The sequence below is a fragment of the Mangrovibacillus cuniculi genome (assembly GCF_015482585.1).
Taxonomy (GTDB): domain Bacteria; phylum Bacillota; class Bacilli; order Bacillales; family R1DC41; genus Mangrovibacillus; species Mangrovibacillus cuniculi.
Genome location: NZ_CP049742.1, coordinates 2,313,157 through 2,336,989 on the forward strand (window position 1 = coordinate 2,313,157; position 23,833 = coordinate 2,336,989).

The 23,833-nt window shown below is 39.8% G+C and carries 18 protein-coding genes and 1 riboswitch; of the genes, 12 read left to right on the forward strand and 6 right to left on the reverse strand.

Features of this window, described 5'->3' with window-relative positions; genetic code table 11:
- Window positions 1-268: 268 nt before the first annotated feature.
- Window positions 269-2,173 carry an endonuclease MutS2 gene (locus G8O30_RS11745; RefSeq protein WP_239672245.1) on the forward strand — a complete coding sequence of 635 codons (1,905 nt, stop codon included), beginning with the start codon at window positions 269-271 and terminating at the stop codon, window positions 2,171-2,173.
- A gap of 672 nt (window positions 2,174-2,845) precedes the next feature.
- Here the strand turns inward: G8O30_RS11745 and G8O30_RS11750 are convergent.
- The 3 genes from G8O30_RS11750 to G8O30_RS11760 form a co-directional block, all read right to left on the reverse strand.
- Window positions 2,846-3,709, reverse strand: a complete 864-nt coding sequence (locus G8O30_RS11750) for a copper amine oxidase N-terminal domain-containing protein (protein ID WP_239672246.1) — start codon at window positions 3,707-3,709, stop codon at window positions 2,846-2,848.
- 93 nt (window positions 3,710-3,802) lie between these two features.
- Window positions 3,803-5,092 (reverse strand): Zn-dependent hydrolase, encoded by a 1,290-nt coding sequence (locus G8O30_RS11755; protein WP_239672247.1) that lies wholly within the window; start codon window positions 5,090-5,092, stop codon window positions 3,803-3,805.
- 82 nt (window positions 5,093-5,174) lie between these two features.
- Window positions 5,175-6,713: an AbgT family transporter gene (locus G8O30_RS11760; protein WP_239672248.1), complete on the reverse strand. Its 1,539-nt coding sequence runs from the start codon at window positions 6,711-6,713 to the stop codon at window positions 5,175-5,177.
- A gap of 245 nt (window positions 6,714-6,958) precedes the next feature.
- Between G8O30_RS11760 and G8O30_RS11765 the strand changes: the two genes are divergently transcribed.
- Window positions 6,959-8,158: an amidohydrolase gene (locus G8O30_RS11765; RefSeq protein ID WP_239672249.1), complete on the forward strand. Its 1,200-nt coding sequence runs from the start codon at window positions 6,959-6,961 to the stop codon at window positions 8,156-8,158.
- A 29-nt stretch (window positions 8,159-8,187) separates the two neighbouring features.
- Window positions 8,188-9,996 carry a helix-turn-helix domain-containing protein gene (locus G8O30_RS11770; RefSeq protein ID WP_239672250.1) on the forward strand — a complete coding sequence of 603 codons (1,809 nt, stop codon included), beginning with the start codon at window positions 8,188-8,190 and terminating at the stop codon, window positions 9,994-9,996.
- A 299-nt stretch (window positions 9,997-10,295) separates the two neighbouring features.
- On the opposite strand, the gene G8O30_RS11775 is transcribed toward G8O30_RS11770, so the two are convergent.
- Window positions 10,296-11,111, reverse strand: a complete 816-nt coding sequence (locus tag G8O30_RS11775; RefSeq protein ID WP_239672251.1) for a hypothetical protein — start codon at window positions 11,109-11,111, stop codon at window positions 10,296-10,298.
- A 226-nt stretch (window positions 11,112-11,337) separates the two neighbouring features.
- Here G8O30_RS11775 and G8O30_RS11785 point away from each other — a divergent pair, with 226 nt between their 5' ends.
- Entirely contained in the window at window positions 11,338-13,755 is a 2,418-nt protein-coding gene (locus tag G8O30_RS11785) for a S8 family serine peptidase (protein WP_275576486.1), read from the forward strand.
- Window positions 13,756-14,575: 820 nt separating this feature from the next.
- Here G8O30_RS11785 and G8O30_RS11790 read toward each other — a convergent pair.
- Window positions 14,576-14,773, reverse strand: a complete 198-nt coding sequence (locus tag G8O30_RS11790) for a hypothetical protein (protein WP_239672252.1) — start codon at window positions 14,771-14,773, stop codon at window positions 14,576-14,578.
- Between the two features lie 68 nt (window positions 14,774-14,841).
- A riboswitch (TPP riboswitch) is annotated at window positions 14,842-14,943 on the forward strand.
- Between the two features lie 172 nt (window positions 14,944-15,115).
- On the opposite strand from G8O30_RS11790, the gene thiW reads away from it, so the two are divergent.
- Complete coding sequence (gene thiW / locus G8O30_RS11795; protein WP_239672253.1) at window positions 15,116-15,610, forward strand: energy coupling factor transporter S component ThiW; 495 nt, start codon at window positions 15,116-15,118, stop codon at window positions 15,608-15,610.
- Between the two features lie 43 nt (window positions 15,611-15,653).
- Here thiW and G8O30_RS11800 read toward each other — a convergent pair whose 3' ends face one another.
- Window positions 15,654-16,148, reverse strand: coding sequence for a hypothetical protein (locus G8O30_RS11800; RefSeq protein ID WP_239672254.1), 495 nt, complete (start codon window positions 16,146-16,148; stop codon window positions 15,654-15,656).
- Window positions 16,149-16,508: 360 nt separating this feature from the next.
- Between G8O30_RS11800 and G8O30_RS11805 the strand changes: the two genes are divergently transcribed.
- From G8O30_RS11805 to G8O30_RS11830, 7 genes are all read left to right on the forward strand, one after another.
- A complete protein-coding gene (locus G8O30_RS11805) occupies window positions 16,509-17,726 on the forward strand; it encodes a helix-turn-helix domain-containing protein (RefSeq protein ID WP_239672255.1) in 1,218 nt (405 codons plus the stop codon).
- Window positions 17,727-17,740: 14 nt separating this feature from the next.
- Window positions 17,741-17,872 carry a hypothetical protein gene (locus tag G8O30_RS16140; protein WP_275576487.1) on the forward strand — a complete coding sequence of 44 codons (132 nt, stop codon included), beginning with the start codon at window positions 17,741-17,743 and terminating at the stop codon, window positions 17,870-17,872.
- Window positions 17,873-17,976: 104 nt separating this feature from the next.
- On the forward strand, window positions 17,977-18,873 hold the full coding sequence (locus G8O30_RS11810) for a hypothetical protein (RefSeq protein ID WP_239672256.1): 897 nt from the start codon (window positions 17,977-17,979) through the stop codon (window positions 18,871-18,873).
- Between the two features lie 157 nt (window positions 18,874-19,030).
- Window positions 19,031-19,771, forward strand: a complete 741-nt coding sequence (locus tag G8O30_RS11815; protein WP_239672257.1) for a methionine ABC transporter ATP-binding protein — start codon at window positions 19,031-19,033, stop codon at window positions 19,769-19,771.
- Window positions 19,764-20,426, forward strand: a complete 663-nt coding sequence (locus G8O30_RS11820; protein WP_239672258.1) for a methionine ABC transporter permease — start codon at window positions 19,764-19,766, stop codon at window positions 20,424-20,426. The genes G8O30_RS11815 and G8O30_RS11820 overlap by 8 nt, the downstream gene beginning before the upstream one ends.
- A 13-nt stretch (window positions 20,427-20,439) precedes the next feature.
- The gene (locus G8O30_RS11825) at window positions 20,440-21,273 is read left to right on the forward strand and encodes a MetQ/NlpA family ABC transporter substrate-binding protein (RefSeq protein ID WP_239672259.1); all 834 of its coding nucleotides are present in this window, start codon (window positions 20,440-20,442) and stop codon (window positions 21,271-21,273) included.
- A 591-nt stretch (window positions 21,274-21,864) separates the two neighbouring features.
- Window positions 21,865-23,817: a phospholipase D-like domain-containing protein gene (locus G8O30_RS11830; protein ID WP_239672260.1), complete on the forward strand. Its 1,953-nt coding sequence runs from the start codon at window positions 21,865-21,867 to the stop codon at window positions 23,815-23,817.
- Window positions 23,818-23,833 lie beyond the last annotated feature (16 nt).

Genomic DNA, 23,833 nt, shown 5'->3' on the forward strand with positions numbered 1-23,833 from the left:
GTTTCTTAAATAGGAAAAGTAAATAGAGATAAGTTTTAAAAAGAGTGCTTTAGGCACCTTTATTTTGCTATGGACTTATTTCTACCTATGAAGATACCTACCAAACTTGAAAAGCAAAGAGCATTCTAGCCATTTTTATGGTTATTTTCTGCTACCCTCTTTGCCTGTAAAGCTGTGGTGTCTGCCACGGCTTTTTTGTATGCTTGTTGAAATCTTTATCTAGGTGTCTTCATTGTCGATTAAAAACATCACAGTGAGGAGAAAAAAAATGAATACAAGTACTTTTGAAAAATTACAATATATCGAACTAAAAGAAATCGTAAAGACCTATTGCGTGAGTGGTTTAGGCAAGCAGTTGATAGAAAAGTTGATACCGAGCTCTTCGATAAAAGTAGTTCAAAACCGTTTAAACGAAACAACGGAAGGCCGTCGCATACTGGATGCAGAAGGCCATGTACCTTTTGCCGGTGTTTCTAATGTAGAACACCTTGTGCATAAGGTGGAAAAAGGGATGATCTTGGATCCCGAAGAGTTAGTCCAACTTTCCGATTTCTTGCGCGGTTGTAGAAGGATTAAGCGTTTTATGAGTGAAAGAGAATTCTCTGCACCTGTTCTAGCTAGCTACGCGAATTCCATGACAGAATTAATGGAGATCGAAGAAGAAATTAATTTCTCCATTAAAGGAAGTAAGGTCTCTTCAGACGCAAGTCGTGAATTGAAGCGAATTCGCAATCATATCGAGTTAACAGAAGAAAAAGTAAAAGATCGTTTAAATAAGTTTTTAAATAATAGTGGAAACAGCAAGTATATACAAGAGTTCTTCATCAGTAAGAAAGACGAGCGTTACACCATTCCAATTAAGGCTTCGTTTAAGAATCACGTACAAGGCGTGGTAGTGGAAGTTTCATCTAAAGGATCCACCGTATTTATGGAACCTAGTTCTGTTTCGAAGTTAAGTGCGGAGCTTGCAATGTTACAAGCGGAAGAAGCTATGGTGGAGTATCAAATACTGGCCACACTTACTGGAATGATAACAGAACAGTTGCCGACAATTAGTGTCAATATGGAATTAATCGCACAGTACGACATGGTGTTTGCAAAAGCAAAGTTCAGTCGTCAAATCGATGGTATTGCACCTCGTGTGAATGATTATGGTAAGGTAAACCTCGTTGCCTGCAAGCATCCGTTGTTAACTGGTGCGGTAGTGCCGCTAGATTTCGAGATTGGAGAAAATTATCGGAGCTTAGTGATAACCGGGCCTAATGCAGGTGGTAAAACAATTGTGTTGAAGACGATAGGACTCGTGACGTTGGCGGTGATGTCCGGCTTCCATGTGCATGCAGATCCGGCGAGCGAAGTGGCCATTTTTGACCAAGTTTTCGTAGATATTGGGGATAATCAAAGTTTAGAGAATGCTCTTAGTACCTTTTCGTCTCATATGAAAAACTTATCGGAAGTTTTACGTGTTGCAAATAATAATACGTTGTTGCTGTTCGATGAGATTGGTAGTGGAACAGAACCGAATGAAGGTGCTGCCTTGGCTATTGCTATTTTAGAAGAGTTTTACTTGAAAGGCTGTATCACAGTTGCCACCACTCATTACGGAGAAATCAAACGTTATTCCGAGGAGCATCCAGATTTCATGAACGCCGCAATGCAGTTTAACAACGAAACACTGGAACCTTTGTATCGATTAATGATTGGTCGTTCAGGAGACAGTAATGCGTTATGGATCTCTAGGAAAATGGAGATCCCTGCTGGAGTGTTGGCGAAGGCGGAGAGATATATCACAGAGAAGAAGTATGAATATGCGTTGGTGAATGAAAGCAAAAAGAGAAAACCTCGTTCAGCTGTTGTGGAGAAAGAAAATGTGGTCGAGGTTGCTAAAGGGGACAGAGTGAAACTGCTGGATCGTAACGAAATTGGGATCGTGTACGAAGAACGAGACCAATATCGAAATGTAAAAGTCTTTTTGGAAGGCGATGTGGTGGAAATCAATGAGAGAAGATTGTCTTTGGAGGCAAAAGCGGCAGATTTATATCCAGAGGGGTATGACTTAAATACCTTATTTGTAGATTATAAAACAAGAAAGCTGAATCATGATATTACACGAGGATCCAAGAAGGTGTTGCGAAAGATTCACAAGGAAATTCGTGATAGCAAGAAGAACTGATGGCGAATATAGACTCACCAAAAAGCCCAATTTAATTGGGCTTTTTGTGTTGAGGGGCGACTTTCCCGCTTTGTCGCCTTCTTCTCACGACAGACATGGCGACTTTCTCGCTTTGTCGCCTTCTCCTCACGACAGACGTGGCGACTTTCTCGCTTTGTCGCCTTCTCCTCACAACTGCCGTGACGGCTTTCCCGCTTTGTCGCCTTCACCTCACGACAGGCGTGGCGACTTTCTCGCTTTGTCGATTTCTTCTCACGACAGACGTGGCGACTTTCCCGCTTTGTCGCCTTCTCATCACGACAGACGTGGCGACTTTCCCGCTTTGTCGCCTTCTCATCACGACAGACATGGCGACTTTCTCGCTTTGTCGCCTTCTCCTCACGACAGGCGTGGCGACTTTCCCGCTTTGTCGTCTTCTTCTCACGACAGACGTGGCGACTTTCCCGCTTTGTCGCCTTCACTTCACGACAGGCGTGGCGACTTTCCCGCTTTGTCGCCTTCTCCCCACAACAGGCGTGGCGACTTTCTCGCTTTGTCGCCTTCTCCTCACGACAGATGTGGCGACTTTCTCGCTTTGTCGCCTTCTCCTCACGACAGATGTGGCGACTTTCCCGCTTTGTCGCTATCTAAAAAATACTTTACTAACAAACAACTCTTTGACTTTAAACGCGCTTAATATATTTCTTTAAGTAAAATCTCCGTCACATTAGAGTGTTTGGTTCTGGATGAAAAGTAAGCTTCAAAGTTTCCAGATCGATAGTTTACGAAATATCTACCATCCATTTCACTTATGCCTTCTGAATAAGGGCTTCCTAATATCTTCTTAACTTCAGCAGGATTTTTATTAATTTTACTTTCTCCATTTACCACTATAGCAGTTAAATATATATCACGAATATGAAAGTCTTGCTCTCGAATATTCCAATTAACGTAATAAGTAAACGGTGAGTATTTTAATCCATATCCACCTTCCCAATACCCTTCTGCATAAGGTTCACCGTACGATGATAATATTTCATCGGCTGATGTTTTATCACTCAAACTATACGGACTACCCTTTATTTTCCCTACATTAACTAATGACAAGAACTCACTATCTACTTCAAACTTAGGTAAGCTAACGACAGATAACGCCTTATCTTGTAGTGAGAAAGTGGCTTTTTTTTCATTTGAATCCCAAGAAACTTTAGCTCCAAACATTTCTGCTATAAATCGAGCAGGTAGATACGTTTTATTATTTATTAGGATAGGGGGGTGAGTTATTGAGACATTCTCCCCGTTAACTATTGCTACTTGGCTACCAATAGTTAATTCTATTAAGTTACTATCTCGTTTAATTAACAACTTCTTTTTACTTTGATTCCAACTGATATTTGCTTCATAAAACTTCGATACTTCTCGGACAGGGACTAAAGTTGTTCCCTTTCTTATTTCTCCGCTGTAAGTAGTTTTGGAACTTGCGATTGAGGCTAAGGTACCACTTCCAGTAAACGTTGCAAAGAGTACAATAATACATAAAATGATTCTCCACTTCATCCTGACAACATCCTCCTATCGCATGCACTTAAATCAATTATTATGCATGTCGTTATAGAAAATAGTATAGTCAGATTTTCATAGTACTAAACATTATTTTAAAGAACCTTCTATTCTAACCAACTCCGACAACACCAATATCCCTCTCACACAATCCCCTAAATCCGTCCACTCTTCCGGAGAATGCGATTTTCCATTTTTACTTGGCACAAATATCATTGCACCACGTGTGTATTTCCCTAAGTTCATCATGTCATGCCCAGCACCACTTGGGAGTGTGATGCTTTTCAACTCATTAGACTTGGAGATTTCATGGATAGCATCTTGCAAGTCTTGCGGAACAGGTACTGGGTCTACTTTAATACCTGGTTTTATCTCTATCGTTAAACCTCTTTTTCTAGCAATTTTGTGTGCCGCTCCTACGATGTCCTCTAACAAAGCGTCTCTCGTTTCTTTTTGGATATCACGAACATCCACATCTGCTGAAACCTTCCCTGCCACAACGTTAGTACCATTTGGAAACGCTTGGATTTTCCCAACGGTCGCTACTGCAGTATCACTATGCTTTGCTGGTAGACTCTCTACTTCCACGATCCATTCCGCACAAGCAACCATAGCATCTGTTCTTTCTGTCATCGGCGTGTTTCCAGCATGATCCGTCTGCCCTAAGAAGGTGACATTCACCCAAGAAGGACCTGCTATTCCACTCACCACACCAATTGGAGCACCTGCACGTTCTAGTTTTTTCCCCTGTTCAATGTGCAGTTCTAAAAAACTATGAATTTGCTTAGGATCCCAAGCTGAATCACCAACTTTGGCTGGATTATATCCAAATTGTTCTAAAGCGGAATACATATCTAACCCACTATCATCAACAAACTCTTTTAATCTATCTGATTTTACTTCTCCCATAATTGCCTGGCTACCGAAAAGTCCATGACCAAATCTTGACCCCTCTTCATCTAAAAATACAACTAAAACAATAGAGCGTTCTGGTTGAAAACCTAATCGTTGTAATCGTTTAATTGCTAATAAACTACTCAAACACCCTAGCGCCCCATCGAATGCTCCTCCATTTGGAACCGTATCTAAATGGCTACCAGTCATAACAACAGGTAATGCAGGATCCGTCCCTTCCCATTTAGCAAATACATTACCGACATGATCCTCCCAAACTAATAGACCAAGATCTTTTGCCCAACTGATAAACTGTCTTACTGCTCCTCGTTCCTCTGGTGTCAAAGGTGCTCTAGTAAAGCCACCTTCAGAAGTTCTTCCGAAAGCATTCAGTGCTGCAAGTTTTTCTGCCACTTCTTGCGCATTAATTCCCTCATACTGTTCTATTTCTTCTACTTTCTCTACTAATCTACTGTACGTAAACATGTGTAGTAACACCCTTTCTGAAAAGAACCCTAGATTTCTCTAGGGTTCGACTTTTTCTATAATCATTTCTCAAACTCCGACATTATTCCCCAAGAAATATTCCCTCTCCAGGACCCAAAGGTAGTCCTAAAACAAACCAAATTCCAAAGAATAGTAACCAACCTATGGCGAAAAAGATAGAATACGGCAGCATGACAGCAATCAATGAACCTAATCCCATGTTTTTGTCGTATTTTTTTGCCATCGCAAGTAAAATGGCGAAATACGCGAACATTGGCGTAATAGGGTTTGTGATAGAATCCCCAATTCGATAGATTAATTGCGTCACCGCTGGGCTGTAATCTAGATAATAGAACATCGGTACGAATACCGGCCCTACTAGAGCCCATTTCGCTGAAGAGCTTGCAATAAATAAATTGAGTGTTGCACAGATAAAGATAAAACCTAGCAACAACGGTAAACCAGTTAGGTTCATACTTTTCAGTAGATCTGCACCACTGATGGCCATTACTACTCCCATGTTACTCCAGTTAAAATAAGCAATAAATTGCGCTGCGAAGAACGCTAAGATGATGTACATCCCCATTCCACTCATTGCAGTAGACATTAAATTTGCCATATCTTTATCGGACTTCAGTTCTTTTGTCTTAATTCCGTATGCTAATGCAGGGAATAAAAACATCCCCATAATAAATGGAACCAGTGAGCTCATAAATGGAGATACAATGACCCCTCCATCCTCTGCTCGTAATGCACCATTTTCCGGCACAATTGTCAGTGCAATTAAGGCAAAGTAGACTACAGTTACTAGTCCTGCCCACTTCAGACCACTATTCTCTTTCTCCGATAGCTTTTCCATTTTAATTTGAGGCCCTGTATAGGTTGGTAAGCGCGGTTCCACAACTTTATCTGTCACCCACACTGCAAGAGGTACAATAAATAGACAGGATGCCGCCATGAAATACCAGTTCATCGCAGGATTTGCTACGTAACCAGGCATTGCGATTTCCGCAGAACTTTGTGTGATCCCCGCCAGCAGGGCATCGAGCATATTCACCGTGATGTTCGCACTAAACCCACCTGCTACTGAAGCATATGCCGCAACCATTCCAGCTACCGGATGACGACCAACACTTGCAAAAATTAATGCGGCAAGTGGTGGTAAGACGATAAATCCTGCATCCCCAGCCATGTTTGCTAGTATTCCAGCTACCACAATCGAGACTGTGATTAGTCTTTTTGATGTAGATAACACAATTTTCTTCAATAATGCAGAAATTAGCCCAACACCTTCAGCCAATCCAACACCAATCATGGTTACTAACACTAGACCTAGTGGTGGGAACTGAGCAAAGTTGCTAACCATTTTGGTTAAAATATCTTGTAATCCCGCTTTCGTTAATAGACTAGTAACAACCACTTCTTCTCCTGTACCTGGATTTGTTGCACTCCATCCAAGTTTTGCTCCAATAAAAGATAATACTAAAGTTGCTACCGCAAAGATGATGAATAGAGTTACTGGATCAGGTAATTTGTTCCCGTATTTCTCAACTATATCGAGACCCCTCTGAAATAATCCACGTTTTGATTCTTCTTGAACTGTTACTGTGTTTGGCTCCATTTCATCACCTCTTTCAATATTCTGAAAATTATATTTTTTATAGATTAACAGGTAATGAGAGTTCAAGCTATAGCACTTTCTACAAATATAAATAATATTTTTTGTGTATTTACACAAAAATACGCTTCCAACTTTATTTGGGTACATACACAAATTTCATCAAGAAAGTTTGATCATTCCTCTATAGTTTTTTATTTTCAGATAACTTATACTCTTTTCAATCTATTAAAAGGAGTCGAACACTCATGAAAGAACTGTTTGTAGAAGTTGATCGTTATTATGAAGAAATGGTATCTCTTCGCCGTTACCTTCACGAAAGACCAGAATTATCATACGAGGAAGTACATACCCCAGCATTCATTGCAACGTACTTACAAGAGTTAGGCATTGACGTAAGAACTGGGGTTGGTGGACGTGGAGTAGTTGGTACGATTCGTGGTGGGAAACCTGGGAAAACAGTCGCTTTACGAGCAGACTTTGATGCCCTTGCCCTCCAAGATGAGAAAGATGTTCCTTATCGCTCGAAAGTAGATGGTGCAATGCACGCATGCGGACACGATGGTCACACAGCGACACTTCTTGTAGTAGCAAAAATTCTGGCTGAAAAGAGAGAGACATTAAGCGGAAACGTTGTACTTATACATCAGTTCGGGGAAGAGTTAGCACCAGGTGGAGCAAAACCGATGATAGAAGATGGTTGTTTAGATGGTGTGGATGTTGTTTTTGGCGCACACCTTTGGGCTTCTATGCCAACTGGTTTCGTTAGTGTTAGACCAGGACCGGTGATGGCTGCTGCTGATAAATTCACCATCAAAGTACATGGGCGTGGCGGCCACGGTGCTTCCCCTCACGAAACAGTTGATAGCATCATGCTTGGAACTTCTTATATTCAACAGGTGCAGCAAGTCGTGAGCAGACGCATCAACCCGTTGCAACCAGCTGTGGTAACGGTAGCAGCTTTCCACGCAGGTGGTGCCTTTAATGTCATCGCAGATAGCGCAGAAATTCTAGGTACTGTTCGAACGTTTGATAAAGCGACACAAGAACATATTATTGTGGAGATGGAACGATTATTAAGTGGCCTATGTGACGGGTATGGTGCAACATATAAGTTTGAATATGAAAAAGGATATCCCGCAGTGGTAAACCATATAACGGAAACAATGCACTTAGAGGAGCAGGCAGTCGAAATCATTGGGAGAAAGAATGTTGTACACCAGGAGCCGATTATGGGCGGAGAAGACTTTGCTTATTACACCGAAAAAGTACCTGGAAGTTTCTTTTTCGTCGGAGCAGGCAATCCAGCGAAAGGTGCAAGTTATCCTCATCACCACCCAAAATTTGATTTTGATGAGGAAGCGATGCGCGTGGCAGCGAAAGTATTCCTTTCCACCACCGTATCATATTTGGAAAATGCCTGTAAAAGTGAAACAACCGTAGTATAATAGATAAAAATGCAAAGGACTTGATCGAGATGAACGAGACGCTTAGTACCAGACAACTTCATTCGTTAATGTACGTGACGAACGTCGTAAACAGTTCGCTTGATATTGAGGAAATTTTAAATTCGATACTACACACCACACTGTCCGTTATTGATGCTGCGGACGGTGGTGTTCTTTTTATATATGATAAAGAACAGAAGTGCTTAGTGGCAAAAGCAACTTCAGGGTTTGATACACTTATATTAAATCAAATTAGACTAGAGCCAGGAGAGTCTATGACAGGAGAAACATTCGTCAAAGAGACTTGCCAGTTGTTCACGAATGTCCATGAAAAGAAGAGCACTCTTTCGCCAGCCAATTTAAAGTTGATGGAAGACTCCATTCCCCACTACCCCTATTCTACTTTGTGTGCACCAATTTTCTTGAAAGAGCAATGCATCGGTGTTATTACCATTGACTCATTTCAAGAAGATAAGGAATTCTCAGATGAGGATATCCCATTACTTCAAGCCATTTCAGACCAAGCTGCAATTGCGATAGAAAAAGGTAACTTTTATCAAGAAAAGTTGAGGAGTATTCAAGAATTTAAGCGTTTAAATGAAGAAATTTTGCGACAGAATGTTCTGTTGACCAAATCTGTACATCTTCACCGAGAATTAGCCGATTTAGTGTTACAAGGAAGATCCATTCAAGATATTGTCGATTACTTACGAGATGCAATTGGTGTAAACTTTATCTTGTTAGACCGAAATGCAGACCTTCTGGCAAAGAGTTTTCTTCCCGAGACAAGCGAAAAGGTGACGGAAGCAATTCGTTTAAGCTATTTAGAAGGTCGTAAAGAAAATACTGGACGACGCCAGGTGCTTTATATAAAAGAAGAAAATCAAACATACAGCGCACGTGTGTTACCCCTTGGCATTCAACTAGATTCGTACGGAGTGTTAATACCTTTTGGGACAAGCCCTCTGCACGAAGTAGAGGCTGCTGCGTTAGAACATGCCTGTACGGTGTTGTCGCTCGAAATGGTGAAAGAAGAAGTCATTACTGATGCTACGGTAAAACTGCGCGGTGCATTCTTGGAGGAATTAATGCAGGGTAAAATGACGGATTCTTTGTATCAACAAGCTAGACAGCTTTCCTTAACAGAAAAGAGATGGTATCAAGTTGCTCATTTCTATTTAGTAGAGGTGAAAGAAGCCCCATTACTAGAAAGAAGGCGACTAATCCAAACGGTGTACCGGCGTTGTCAGGAAGATTTTCCAGGCTCTATTATTCAAGTACAACACCATCATGTGACAGCCTTATTCCCTTGTGAAAAAGAAGGACATCAGGAGAAAGAAGGCGTAAGAATTCGACACTTTTTGGAACAGATGGTGCGCCTGGTAGAGGAACAATCCGCCGTTTTCCACGCTATTGCAGGGCTTGGAAGATGGAAAAAAGGGTTGTCCTCTGTCCAAACGTCTGGAAAAGAAGCAAATCAAGTCATTCAATTTTTGAAGCAACACCCTGACTTGGAATCTATTATGCATTATTCAGAGCTAGGCATGTATCGATTATTAATGACGACACCTGAAGAGGATATCAATAGTTTTATTGACGATCAAATTGGCCCTCTGCTTGATGGTGGAAAAAAACGAAGCGAACTTTTTCAAACGTTGGTCTGTTACCTAGACCATAATCGAAATGTGAAAGAAACGGCAGAGAATTTGCATATTCATCCTAATACGCTACATTACAGACTAGGAAACATCTATCAATTGTTAGGGGCAGAGCAACCCACCCCTGACTACTGGTTAAACGTGCATCTAGCGATAAAATTGCGGGAGTTAAAAAGTTAACGTTATATATGAGAAATCTCGTTGTCGTAAAATTGGCAGCGAGTTTTTTATATAGAAAAAGAGACCGAAGCAAAACCCACCAAGTTTCTCTTCCGCCTCTATTTAAAACAGGATTCTGGCCCAACCAACCATGGACATCCAAAGTGGGATACTGAGCGCAATTGCCCAGAGCAACCCACGAAAGAAGGAGGATTCTCTTTCTTCCATCGATATGCCCTCCCTTACTATTTTGTAACAATATGGTCAGAAAACGGCCAAATTATTCATCATAATAAAAAACTCCCGATTTCTCGAGAGTCCTAATTAGACGCTGCGATTACAGATGATCTTGATGATTTCTCATTTAATTCTTTGGATTCAAGTAATTTTATGTTTTCTAATGATTTTTGCACAACAGATACCCCAGTAAATGAAAAAGAATTTTTCTTTGTTACCTGACAATTCTCTTTGGTGTAAATCACCTGATCCAACACCACAAAACTTGTGTTATTCATATTATGGTCATCACCTCGGTCCATTCTTCCTAGCTTGTTTATACAATCCTCTAATTTTGCTTGATACTCTTTTAATCCATCGATAATTCTTTCTACTTCTTTATTAATCAATGATAAATACTCCATTTTTTCATTAACTAGCAATGGAATTTTATGTTGAAACTTCTCATTGTTTTTACTAATTAGTTCTTGTGTATTCCTTCCTTGTTTCAGAAGGTTTTCGTAATATCTTATAGATGAAGATAAGAGGTAATATTTCTTATAACACTCAGTTATTCTGACTTTAATAGGTTTAGGAAACTGACTATACATACTGATCTTATCCTTGAAGTTACTATCATTAACAGGTGTTAGTTCTTCGTTTATGGTAGTAGGACAAAAAAGAAACCGATTACATGAAACCGTTTGATAGTTATAGTATTTATTGTATAGGCTATAAAATTCATTAATTACCTTTCGATACTCTATAAAGTTATTTTTTTGTTCCCTTTTCGACATCCCAATACTATGGAAATATCCATACACCTCAGAGTCTAATGCATAATTTCTTATTAAAAGACTCATCCAAATAAAAATAATTAAAGCAGATAAAATCATGATTACAAGTAAGATTTCCAGCAAGACATTTAACCCCTTCTTATATAGTTTATCGATTAACTAACCTATTCTAATTATAGTTAATTTTACCAAATTTGTTAATAGATACTGCTAAAATATTTTATTTAACAATTAAGTAAACCTTAATACCCATTTACGAAAATAAGTAATTTTAACCAGGGAATTTCTGATAAATTACTAGAATATCATAATAGTCTGAATTTTAACAAAAAGGGGAGAGAATTTAATAATGGCAAAGAAAAAGTTTAACTACTCATCTATCGTTCTATCTACTCTTGTATTAGCAATGTCTTCCTTCAGCGCTGGTGCCGGTGCTCAAGAGACTACTACTAGTACTCCTCAAGAATTAGCTAAGCTGTACGGAAACATCAATGTTCAATCTTCCGCTCCAACTTCCGTAATCGTAGAATTAACTGCAGAATCTTTAGTAGAAGCTAAAACTAAAGGAAAATCACAAACACAAGGCAATCTAGCAAAAGAGCGTCAAAAAGTAAAAGATGCGGTAAAAAAAGCATCTAAATCTTCTAAAGTAAATAAAGAATACGACTATGTATTCTCTGGGTTCTCTGTAGAGCTTCCTGCTAGTGAAGTTCCTGCACTACTTGCTATTCCTGGTGTAAAAGCAGTTTATCCAAATGTTGAGTATACAATTACTAGTACAGAAGGAACTGCTGTAAGCGCAGAAGAGTTCTCTCCTTTAATGGCAAATAGTGCACCATTCATTGGATCAAATGATGCTTGGGAAGCAGGTTTCACTGGTAAAGGGGTAACAGTTGCAGTCCTTGATACTGGAGTAGATTATACTCATCCTGATTTAGACCAAGCTTTCGGAGATTACAAGGGTTGGGATTTAGTAGATAACGATAACGATCCACAAGAAACGCCAGTTGGAGATTCACGTGGTGGAGCAACAACTCACGGTACACACGTAGCTGGAACTGTAGCAGCTGACGGTAAAATTAAAGGGGTTGCTCCAGATGCAACGTTACTTGCATACCGTGTTCTTGGACCAGGTGGAAGTGGATCGACAGAAAATGTGGTGGCAGGTATTGAAAAAGCTGTAGAGGATGGCGCTGAAATTATGAACCTTTCTCTAGGTAATAGCTTAAATAACCCTGACTGGGCTACAAGTATTGCACTTGACTGGGCAATGGCTGAAGGTGTTGTGGCAGTAACGTCTAACGGAAACTCTGGTCCTAATAATTGGACAGTAGGATCTCCTGGTACTTCTCGTGAAGCGATTTCTGTTGGAGCAACTCAACTTCCATTTAACTTATATAATGCTGCTCTTACAACCGATGCTGGTACATATGATTCAGCTGAAATGATGGGATACGCGGATTATAAAGACATGGAAGCACTTAACGGTCAAACATTAGAGCTTGTAGATGCAGGATTAGGACAAGCTGCTGACTTTGAAGGAAAAGATGTTAAAGGGAAAGTTGCATTAATTTCCCGTGGAGCTATTCCGTTCGTAGACAAAGCACAAGCTGCAAAAGATGCTGGTGCAGTAGCAGCGATTATTTACAATAGTTCTGCAGGTCAGATTCCATTTGTCATCCCTGGAATGGCAGTACCTACCGTGAAATTAACTCAAGAAGATGGACAGAAGCTTGTTGCTGATGTAAAAGCTGGAAATACAACTGTAAAACTAGATTTACCATACGCTGGTCAACAACCTGAGCTAGTAGCAGACTTCTCTTCTCGTGGTCCAGTTGTTGATACTTGGATGATCAAACCAGACGTTTCTGCTCCTGGTGTAGATATTGTAAGTACAGTTCCAGGTAATGGCTACGGTTCTAAACAAGGTACAAGTATGGCATCTCCTCACGTTGCTGGTGCGGCTGCGTTAATTTTAGAAGCTCATCCAACTTGGAACGTGGACGATGTGAAAGCTGCGTTAATGAATACTGCTGTGAATTTAGTAGATGCAGAAGGTAACGAGTATCCTCACAACACGCAAGGTGCAGGAAGTATTCGTCCATTAGATGCAATTAATACTACTACTCTAGTAACTCCTGGTAGCCATTCTTATGGAGTGTTTAGCAAGAACAAAGGTAAACAAGTGGAGAAACAACACTTTGAGTTGAAGAATCTATCAAATGAGCGTAAAACGTATACGTTCGATGTGAAGTTTGACGGTGAGCCTTCTGCTATCAAAGTTAAAGCAAGTAATAACTTAAAAGTAAATGCTGGTAAATCTCAAAAGGTTAACCTAAACGTGCAGGTTGATGCTAGTAAACTAGCTCCTGGTTACTATGAAGGAACGATCGTCGTATCTGACGGTGAGAGCACGTATGATCTTCCTACTATTTTATTTGTAAAAGAGCCTGATTATCCTCGTGTATCTTCAGTTGGTGTTGCTGTAAATGCGGATGGTAGTCTTGAGCTTAGCGGCTATTTCCCTAATGGTGCGGAAACAGTAGAATGGTTCGTCTATTCATCTAACGCAGCTGGTTCTCCAGTTGCTTACCTAGGAGACGTTGGTGTATTTGAAAATGTTAGTGAAGGATTCCAAGGGTTTGAGTGGGATGGAACGCTTACTAATGGCGTTAAGTTAGAAAAGGGTAAATACTACAATGTGTATGCTTATGCTACGTATAAAGGAGTTACTTCCCTAAGTGGTGGAAACTTCTTATATGAATAAGTAGATAATTAGACTACTCCGGGGTAGCTGCGGCTGCCTTGGGGTGGTTTTTTCTATGTTTTCAAGAGGGTTATTCTCTCTTTCGCTTGGATTTCTCGCTTCTTGGTGAGTTTAAGATGCTCTTATTCTCTCCTACGATGGATTTTCTCGCTCCTTCATGAGTTTTAGACACTCTTATTCTCTCCTACGATCGATTTTCTCGCTTCTTCATGAGTTTTAGACGCTCTTATTCTCTCCTACGATCGATTTTTCCGCTCCTTCATGAGTTTTAGACGCTCTTATTCTCTCCTAAGATGGATTTTCTCGCTTCTTCATGGGTTTTAGACGCTTTTATTCTCTCCTACGATCGATTTTCTTGCTCCTTCATGAGTTTTAGACACTCTTATTATCTCCTAAGATTGATTTTTCCGCTCCTTCATGAGTTTTAGACGCCCCTATTCTCTCCTCAGCTCCCATTCCCACTGCCGAGATAAGTATAGAACGCTCCTATTCTCTTCTCAACTCCCATTTCTACTCCCGAGATGAGTATAGAACGCTCCTATTCTCTTCTCAGCACCCATTTCCACTCACGAGATGTGTATAGAACGTCTCTATTCTCTTCTCAACTCCCATTTCCACTGCCGAGAGGAGGATAGAACGCTCCTATTCTCTTCTCAGCTCCCATTTCCACTCACGAGATGTGGATAGAACGCTCCTATTCTCTTCTCAACTTCAACTTCCACTACCAAGACAAGTTTAAGAATTCTTTACAATAAAAATCACTACTCTTACACAACTCCTCACAAAAAAACCAGCAGAGTCCCTCTCCACTGGCATCCATCTATTTCTCCAATTCTTTTGTTTGCGCTTCAATCTTCTTTACTAACTGCTTCAAGTCCTTCCTAACATACCTCAATTCTCGTAACGTTTCTGCCTTATCCGTCCTATCAAATAACCTGGCTAGTTCTTCTTTATCTTCTTCTGTTAAGTAGTACTTCGCATCCTTTTTTTTCTTCTTCAGGAAACCAAACATATTCATCACCCCCATGTAAAATATGCAGTCTACGCACAAAAAAGAAATAATTCATGGTATGATATGGATAATTAATCGTCCACTAGGGGAGCCCTTACGGCTGAGACAAACTTCGGTTTGGACCCTTTGAACCTGATCTGGTTGATACCAGCGTAGGGAAGTGGCGGAAGCACTTCTTTTTGATGCTAACGCCACTCTTCTTTAGGAGAAGTGGCGTTTATTTGTTACGTGACCGGTAACAACTCCATGTTGACCACGTGATGTGTTCCCATCTTAATGGAGTCTCTTACTAACTCGATGAACGTTAACCGAGTCACGGTAACAACAAATCAAAAAGGAGGAAAAAACATGAATACTAGAAAGTTAACCCTAATGGCAATGTTAGTAGCCATCGCAGTCATCGGAGCATCATTTGTCTCCATCCCCACAGGAGTCGCAAGAATTTTCCCAATACAGCATGCTGTGAATGTCATAGCAGCTGTAACATTAGGCCCAGTTGGTGCAGTACTAACTGCTTTTGTCACTGGACTTGTAAGACTCTTAACAGGAACTGGTTCTCTCTTAGCTTTTCCAGGTGGCATGATTGGAGCTTTACTAGCTGGATTTGTTTATTGGAAAACAAATAAACTCCGCTGGACCATATTGGGAGAAGTTATTGGTACTGGTATTATCGCATCTCTTTTAGCAGTTCCTTATGCAGCAATTTTTATGGGTAGTAAGTTTGGTGTATTCTTTTTCTTACCAGCGTTCTTCCTTTCAAGCTTAGTAGGTTCTGCGATCGGTGGATTAATACTGAGGAAAGTACCTTTAAACCAAGTGACGAACCAAGAACTTACTAGATAAATAAAAGCCGTTAGATAAGGAACTTCCTTTCTAACGGCTTTTATCATGCTGATTCGATCCCACTATCTTCATACAAAAAGGACTTATTCCCACTAAGCTCCATAGAGAGCAACGTAACTACTTTCTCTCTTATAACTGGATTTCGTTCAAAAAAGGCGAAGTGAAATCTCTTCCCAGCGTAAAAGTTCTCGATAAAATATTGATATCTCTCCTCACACGTATTACCAACTAGTCGATTATTTTCAACTAACTCTTGTAAAAAGTAAATGACGGCTGGAGTCACAATCTCGTATAAGTTTCCACTCAATTTGCTGACGGACTTTCCTAAGCAATTTGAACACGATGCTAGATTATTAAGACCTCTTGTTTGTTCTAAAAATAACTCTATATAAAATTCTAAGATAACTTTGGAGACTAGTTCAAACTGACACGTCTCCTCTACTTGACTGATTTCTTCGTTAGATAAAAAGTTTTCTAGACTTTCTTCACTGCAAGAAGTTGAACGTAGGTTAGCGTAATACGTAAAGTCGATAGCCATTTCTTCCTATTCTCCTCTCCACTTGAATTAAGATTCGGTAACCAATTACTTGTAAGACCACCTTACCATAGAATCCTGATAAATTTTATTGGGAAAATATATGACTAAAAACATCGAGAAAATTGCGTATTGTTTCCCAAGGAAAAGTAATTTCATGTATAATTACCAAGAATAAGGTCTAATTACCTGCTAGGTGTGAGTAGAGCAACTAAAAAACCATGACAATTTTCCCAATAGTATTTTTGTCAGAATTGTTTATACTTAAAGGTACCTACAACTTTTATGGAAACAATTATCGTCTTTTACCACTGTACTATGATAAAATGAAAGGTAATCTCACTATGGTAGGAAGTGTGTTTAATGGGATTAGGATCAGTAGTAAAATATTATCGTTTAAAAGCTGGTATGACACAGAATGAACTTTGTAGGGAGATCTGCTCCGTATCACATCTAAGTAAAATAGAAAATGATTCTTATGAGGGCAATGAGGAGACTTTAAGTTTACTATTCGAGAGATTAGGCATAGAACTGGAAGAAGAACAAGAAAAGCTTATTGGACTTGAAAAAGAACTACACTCCTTGTTGAATGCTATTCGATACTTAGACGAGGAAAAAATTAAATATTATTACGCATCTCTTAAACCTAATAAAGACTATTGTTCAAGTTCTAAATTACTATTTCTGTACGAAATTGTTATGATGTGGTATTACAATTATATAAACGATGTACAGAAGGCTATAGAGATTCAGGATTTTCTTGAAAAATTGTTTAAAAATATGGATAAGGATGAACAGTGTTTATACGTTATTGGTTACTCTAGAAATTTAGTTAAGAATAATGAACCTACAAAAGCTTTAGAATATTTGGAAAATAATAATAAATATATCTATTCTACATACGAACAAGATTACTTATTTCAACTTGGTTATTGCTGCAGTTTACTATGTGATTTTAAAAGAGCAATAACTTATATGAATAAGTGCATTCCTATATTCCAAGAAGAACTAAATATTATGAAGTTAATTAGTGCTAAGATAGTTTTAGGCATTACTTATACTAACACTGGCTTGTTAGATGAGGCATCTTCCATATACACAAATATTTTAAGAAATCTACGTATGTTAGGAAAAAGAAATTTATATTATCAAACCTTATATAATTATGGGTTAACATTATTGGAAAAGAAAGAATATGAAGAAGCTCTTATTAAATTCGAAAAGATTGCCAAAGATTTAGAAGCATCAGATATTACCTTTATCTGGAGTAAACTCTCCATGATAAATGTTTATATAAAAATTGGTAGAGATAAAGATTTATTACTAATTAAAATTGAAGAATTAATCGAAGACATTAAATTGAATAAATTTGAGCAACTTTCTATGTATGCACAAAGACTAAAATTTCAATTAACTATGCCTGAAAAGAAGTATTATGAATACTTAGAGAACAAGCATCTTCCTTTTCTACAGAGTACTCGAGACTTTGAAGAGTCAAAAATTGTTGAAATGGAATTAGCGCAGTATTATGAGAAAGTAGATCCCCTAAAAGCAATTAGGTATTATAAAAATTATATATAAAGGAGCTAATTATTATGAAAAACTTACTTAAAGCAATTGTAACAACAGCAGTAATTGCCTTCGTTATTTCATTAACATCACCTACAGCATCTGCATCAAGCACTACTACAGTAGAACCTTTGACGCATATCAAACCACCAATGTAAAGAAACTGGCGAAAGCCAGTTTTTTTCTTTTAGTCTAGTTATCTATTTAAAATTATGTGTCGTCTCCTATATGTATTGTATAACTTATTTTCAGGAGACAGATTATGTTTAAGATTATAAAATGGACTCTATTTTTTAGTATCATCTATTTACTTATTACACCACCATTAATCAACACTACATTTGCTAGTAACACAAGAACCGATAACACTTTCCACCTCCACACCTGGCTCTGGAACACAACCCTCATCCAAACCGAGCCAAACTCTGTACTACAGTTTCTAGAAAAGGAAAAAGTAACCGCACTGTATCTTCAACTCAATCAAGACATTCCAATGGAAGACTATCAATCTTTTGTGGAAAAAGCACAATTAACGGGTATTTCCGTTTATATTGCAGATGGTGCTCCATCATGGACATTTAGAAAGAGTTTCGTGACAAATTTTTTTGAATGGGTCAAACAGTATCAAGAAAGTGCTTCTCCTATGCAGCAATTCAAAGGAATTCATCTAGACATCGAGCCTTATCTCTTAAATGGTTGGACAGATAATCAAAAACGGATAGTTAATCAATTCCAACATACCATTCTACTTTCAGAATCCTATTCAAAAGAGCTTGGACTTCCGCTAAATTTAGCTATTCCGTTTTGGTTTGACGAGATTACGTTTAAGAATAAGCAAGGTAAAGGAATTCTTAGTGAGTGGGTTATTCATCAAGCCGATGAAGTAGCCATTATGGCCTACCGAAACACTTTAGCTGGTTCTGGTGGAATTCTTTCTATTGCAACTTCTGAAATCAAGTATGCAAACAAACACAACAAAAAGGTCATTGTGTCAATGGAAACTACAAGACTGCCTGGAGAAGATTTTGTTACGTTTTATGGCATGGACAAGGAGTATTTAAACACTAGTGTACAGGGTGTTCGAAAACATTTTGAGTCCTATAGAAGTTTTCATGGTATTGCTGTTCATAGTTATGCTTCTTGGAGAAATATGAAGTAATGATAGACTCGCCTTTTGTATTGGGTAAACAAAAAAGACAAACTATATGTTTTCTTGTAAATAACGAAAATTGCTTCCTCCCTTAAGATTCTCTATACTATTAGCTAGCGAGCCACCTGCGGATAGGTGGTTCTTTTCGTGTAAAGGAGGCATATCGTTGATTCAGTTGAATAGTGTGGTCAAAAAGTATGGCGAATCCCTCGCAGTAGATAATATTTCACTGCACATTCCTCGTGGAGAAGTGCATGGCATTATTGGGCAAAGTGGTGCTGGGAAGTCGACGTTACTTCGATTAATCAACTTGCTCGAGATACCGAGTTCTGGTGAAGTAGTAGTAAACGGTGAAGTGCTGACTCGCTTGACATCTAAACAACTTCGAGAAGCACGCAAGAAGATTGGGATGATTTTTCAACAGTTTCATCTTGTTGGGAATAAGACGGTTCTCGGCAATGTTTTAGCTGCTCTTCAACTTGCTCGTTATCCTAAACGTCAGCAGGTATCGCGTGCAATGGAATGCTTAGCATTTGTGGGATTAGAGGATTATAGAGATCGATATCCAGCAGAACTAAGCGGTGGACAAAAGCAGCGAGTTGCTATTGCTCGAGCTCTTTCTACTAGTCCAGAAGTGTTACTTTGCGATGAACCTACCTCCTCTCTTGACCCTAATACTACTGCGGAAATTTTAAGAGTGTTGGAAGATGTAAATAAACGACTAGGTGTGACCATCGTTTTGGTAAGTCACGAGATGGACGTGGTGAAGAGTATTTGCACAAGTGTGACTGTGTTGGATGCTGGCCGAGTGTATCAGTCGATGCCGACGACTCCTAAAGGTATACCTGCTGTGGATAATACAGCAGAGTATTTTGTTCAGCAGTTAGGAGGTAACCGTCATGCTTGATGGAGTATTACAATATGAAGCGCAAATCTGGCAAGCAATCGGAGAAACGTTTATTATGGTAGGTGTCTCTATTCTTGCAGCTGTATTAGTTGGCCTGCCAGTTGGTACGGTTTTATTCCTATGTCGAAAAGGTCAGATGCTAGAAAATCAATTTGTGTTTTCCACTGTAAACCTACTTGTAAATGTCATACGCTCGTTTCCATTTTTGTTATTAGTCGTCTTTTTAATTCCTTTTACTAGATTGATTATTGGAACAGCAATTGGGACTGCTGCTGCGACCGTTCCCCTGGCTATAATAGCGATTGCTCATTATTCACGGTTAGTAGAGCAATCACTGTTGGACGTGCCTCGCGGTGTTATTGAAGCAGCCGTGTCGATGGGGGCATCTGTTCGTGAAGTAGTGTTGAACTTTTTGTATGTGGAAGCTCGTTCCGCGTTGGTACTTAGCTTAACTACTTCCATTGTCAGTTTTATTTCGTTCTCGACCATCATGGGGGTAGTTGGTGGCGGAGGAATTGGGGACTTTGCGATTCGGTATGGGTATCAGCAATTTCGGACAGATTTAATGATGTATATGATTATCATTATGGTTATCCTAGTACAATCCATTCAGTTTATTGGGATGACCGTTGCAAGATGGATAGATAAACGTTAAGGAGGTATTTCTTATGAAGAAATTATGGTTATTATTGGCCACAACTATGCTCGTTTTAGCTGCTTGTGGTGGCGCTGGTAATTCTGAAAATGAACAAGAGAATGCAGAAAATAACGAGACAGGGGAACAAACAACGCTGAAAGTAGCTTCCCTTATTCCACCAATGACAGAGATTTTGGAAATCGTGAAACCACAGCTTGCGGAAGAAGGCGTGGATTTAGAAGTCGTTGTACTTGGTGATAACGTGCAGCCGAACAATGCATTGGCAAATAAGGAAGTGGATGCGAACTTCTTCCAACACGTTCCGTACATGGAGGAGTTTAATAAAGCAAACGACGCCAACTTAACTCCTGTGACGCCGATTTATTTTGCTAACTATGGAGTGTACGCGAAAAATTTTGAATCAATGGATGAATTGCCTGAAGGTGCAACGGTGGCGATTGCAAACGATGTTTCGAATATTGATCGTTCGTTGAAGTTGTTGGACCAGCATGGCGTGATTACGCTTGGCGAAACTTCTGAAACGTATTATACGCAGAAGGATATCGTGGAAAACCCGAAAAACCTAAAGTTTGAAGAAGTGGATCTATTAATGCTTGCAAGAATGTATGATGATGCGGATGCCGTTGTGATGACGCCAGCGTATGCATCTCCACTAGGTCTGACGCCGAAAAGCGATGCGTTGCTGACGGAAGGTACGGACAACGAATTTGCAATCACGTTAGTTGCTCGTGAGGATAATGTGGATTCTGAGGCGATCCAAAAGCTTGCAGAAGCGATGACGAGCGAGGAAGTTCGTCAGTTTTTAGAAAAAGAATACGACGAGACGGCGATTCCGGCGTTTTGATGATGTGGCCAGGGGAGATCTTAATTCCTCTGGCTATTTTTGTGTGGTCTGGGTCTTCTTTTCTTACTCTAGAACACACTTTATTCCCATAACGTGTGCTCTGTCTCCTCTTCTATCTCTCTTGAACACTCATTATTCCCGTAACGTGTGCTCTAACTCCTCTTCTATCTCTCTAGAACGCACGTTATTCCCGTAACATGTGCTCTAACTCCTCTTCTATCTCTCTTGAGCGCACGTTATTCCCGTAACATGTGCTCTAACTCCTCTTCTATCTCTCTTGAGCTCACGTTATTTCCATATCGTGTGCTCTAGCTCCCCTCCTCCCTCCCTTGAGCGCATGTTATTTCCATATCATGTGCTCTAGATCCCCTCCTCCCTCTCTTGAGCGCACGTTATTCCCGTAACGAGTACTCTAGCTACTCTCCTCTTGACCTTAAGCACTCTCCACACAGTAATTGTCATTAAATTTCGATTTCTTTTGTAATTCTCACGTAAAGGTCTTGTAAAGTTTCGACAATAATCTACAATTATAGATAGATTATTCATATAATCGTTGTTGGTTGTCATTACTATAACAAGGGAGTGTTATCGTTGAAGAATTGGTGGAAGAAACTACTAGTAGGAGTTAGTGCCGTTGCCATGATTGGCTCTGGCGTCACCATTCCGGAGAAAGTAGAAGCAGCAAGCGCAAATGATGTGGTGATTAACGAAATTGCCTGGATGGGTACCACAGCAAGTTACGCGGATGAGTGGGTGGAATTACATAATACGTCTAGTTCTGCTGTTGATCTTAGCGGATGGACTTTGGCTTCACAAGATGGATCCCTCTCTGTACAACTATCAGGAACGATTCCAGCTGGTGGCTATTACTTATTAGAAAGAACAGATGATACAACTATTCCGGACAAGCAAGCGAATCTTATTTACAGTGGTTCTCTTGATAATACGGGTGAAATTCTGTCATTAAAAGATGCTTCTGGCACTATCATTGATTCCGTAGACGCATGGCACGCAGGAGACAACACTTCTAAAGCTACAATGGAACGAGTAAATCCTTTACAAGATGGGACAATCTCTTCTAGCTGGGCAACGTCTACTACGACATATGCAGTTGGATACGGCTCCCCTATGGCTGGATCTCCAAGTGGAGCACCTGGCACAACTACTGGTGAACAACTAAACCAAGTGAGTGAAGAACTAAATGCGATGAACGTGTACTTCAATAAGTCTGCAGATCCTACGTTAGCTACTGCAGGTAATGAAGCAAACTATCATGTAAACCTAGAAGACCGACTAATTCACCGCTTAAACCAAGCAACAACTTCTATCGATTTTGCAACATACGAAATTAATTTACCTAGAGTAGTAGAAACACTAATTGCGAAGGCTGCACAAGGTGTAGACGTTCGTGTCATCGCGGATGCGAAAGATGCGACGGATCCTCATTATGCAGAGCGATTTGAAACCATGCGATTATATATTGAGCAAATGGTTCGTGGAACGGACGATGTAATTGGCACAGCTGATGATGTCCATGTCTTCTCTGACTCTGCGATGATGGTCGTGGAAGATAGCGCTAAACGCTCTTCTTTCGGATTACCAGCTGACTTTAGTGACATTCCTGTCCAAACGGTGATGATCGGGAACGGTTCCCAAACTGGACACGTAATGGTCGATGCGGAACAAAAGGCTCCAGCAGAATACTATTCTCCAGGAACACAAATGCATAACAAATTCGCTATCGTCGATGACCGTTGGGTATTCACAGGGACGTGGAACTTTACCATTACGGGTCTATATGGTTCAGAGGAAAACATGGCAAACGGCGTTTTAGATGGAAACCAACAACATGTGGTGGAAATTCATAATGCTGATTTGGCTCAAGCCTATGAGATTGAATTTAACGAAATGTGGGGTAGTAACTCATTAACTCCGAATCCTCAAATTTCTAATTTTAGTACAAGAAAAGTAGATAATACTCCTAAAGAAGTAATGATTGGTGACAAGCGTGTAGAAGTTTATTTCTCCGCTGGAGATAATGCAGTTGGAAGATTACGAGATTTAGTACGCACAGAGGCACAAGTAAACACGTACTTTACTATTTTCGCTTGGAGTGACCAACAACTTGTAGATGAATTAAAATATAAGTGGGAAGGTTCCTATAACGACCTTCAAGGTACACTAACTGGATTTGATATAAAAGGAGTCTTTGATTCTGACTTCTGGAACCAATGGTGGAGTGCTTCTGTTGATATGACTGGAAGAACCGCTTCCCAAACAAGTACTGGTAACCCAAATACACGTTGGGCAAACCCAGCTCCCGTATACCAAGATGCAGAGGCAAGAAAACTACATGCTAAGACCATGTTAATCGATGTGGATACTTCTTCTGATCCAACGGTAGTAGTAGGTTCTACTAACTGGAGTAACAACGGTAATGATATCAATGATGAAAACATGCTAATTATCCACGATGCGGCGATTGCGAATCAGTTTAAGCAAGAATTTGCGGAGCGTTATCGTGTGGCTGGTGGGGCGTTTTAATTAGAAAAGGTATGGA

What these genes read in the sequence shown, in the direction of transcription:
- G8O30_RS11745 (WP_239672245.1), top strand. Translation starts at nt 269, where the DNA reads ATGAATACAAGTACTTTTGAAAAATTACAATATATCGAACTAAAAGAA.
- G8O30_RS11750 (WP_239672246.1), bottom strand. Translation starts at nt 3,709, where the DNA reads ATGAAGTGGAGAATCATTTTATGTATTATTGTACTCTTTGCAACGTTT.
- G8O30_RS11755 (WP_239672247.1), bottom strand. Translation starts at nt 5,092, where the DNA reads ATGTTTACGTACAGTAGATTAGTAGAGAAAGTAGAAGAAATAGAACAG.
- G8O30_RS11760 (WP_239672248.1), bottom strand. Translation starts at nt 6,713, where the DNA reads ATGGAGCCAAACACAGTAACAGTTCAAGAAGAATCAAAACGTGGATTA.
- G8O30_RS11765 (WP_239672249.1), top strand. Translation starts at nt 6,959, where the DNA reads ATGAAAGAACTGTTTGTAGAAGTTGATCGTTATTATGAAGAAATGGTA.
- G8O30_RS11770 (WP_239672250.1), top strand. Translation starts at nt 8,188, where the DNA reads ATGAACGAGACGCTTAGTACCAGACAACTTCATTCGTTAATGTACGTG.
- G8O30_RS11785 (WP_275576486.1), top strand. Translation starts at nt 11,338, where the DNA reads ATGGCAAAGAAAAAGTTTAACTACTCATCTATCGTTCTATCTACTCTT.
- G8O30_RS11790 (WP_239672252.1), bottom strand. Translation starts at nt 14,773, where the DNA reads ATGAATATGTTTGGTTTCCTGAAGAAGAAAAAAAAGGATGCGAAGTAC.
- thiW (WP_239672253.1), top strand. Translation starts at nt 15,116, where the DNA reads ATGAATACTAGAAAGTTAACCCTAATGGCAATGTTAGTAGCCATCGCA.
- G8O30_RS11800 (WP_239672254.1), bottom strand. Translation starts at nt 16,148, where the DNA reads ATGGCTATCGACTTTACGTATTACGCTAACCTACGTTCAACTTCTTGC.
- G8O30_RS11805 (WP_239672255.1), top strand. Translation starts at nt 16,509, where the DNA reads ATGGGATTAGGATCAGTAGTAAAATATTATCGTTTAAAAGCTGGTATG.
- G8O30_RS16140 (WP_275576487.1), top strand. Translation starts at nt 17,741, where the DNA reads ATGAAAAACTTACTTAAAGCAATTGTAACAACAGCAGTAATTGCCTTC.
- G8O30_RS11810 (WP_239672256.1), top strand. Translation starts at nt 17,977, where the DNA reads ATGTTTAAGATTATAAAATGGACTCTATTTTTTAGTATCATCTATTTA.
- G8O30_RS11820 (WP_239672258.1), top strand. Translation starts at nt 19,764, where the DNA reads ATGCTTGATGGAGTATTACAATATGAAGCGCAAATCTGGCAAGCAATC.
- G8O30_RS11825 (WP_239672259.1), top strand. Translation starts at nt 20,440, where the DNA reads ATGAAGAAATTATGGTTATTATTGGCCACAACTATGCTCGTTTTAGCT.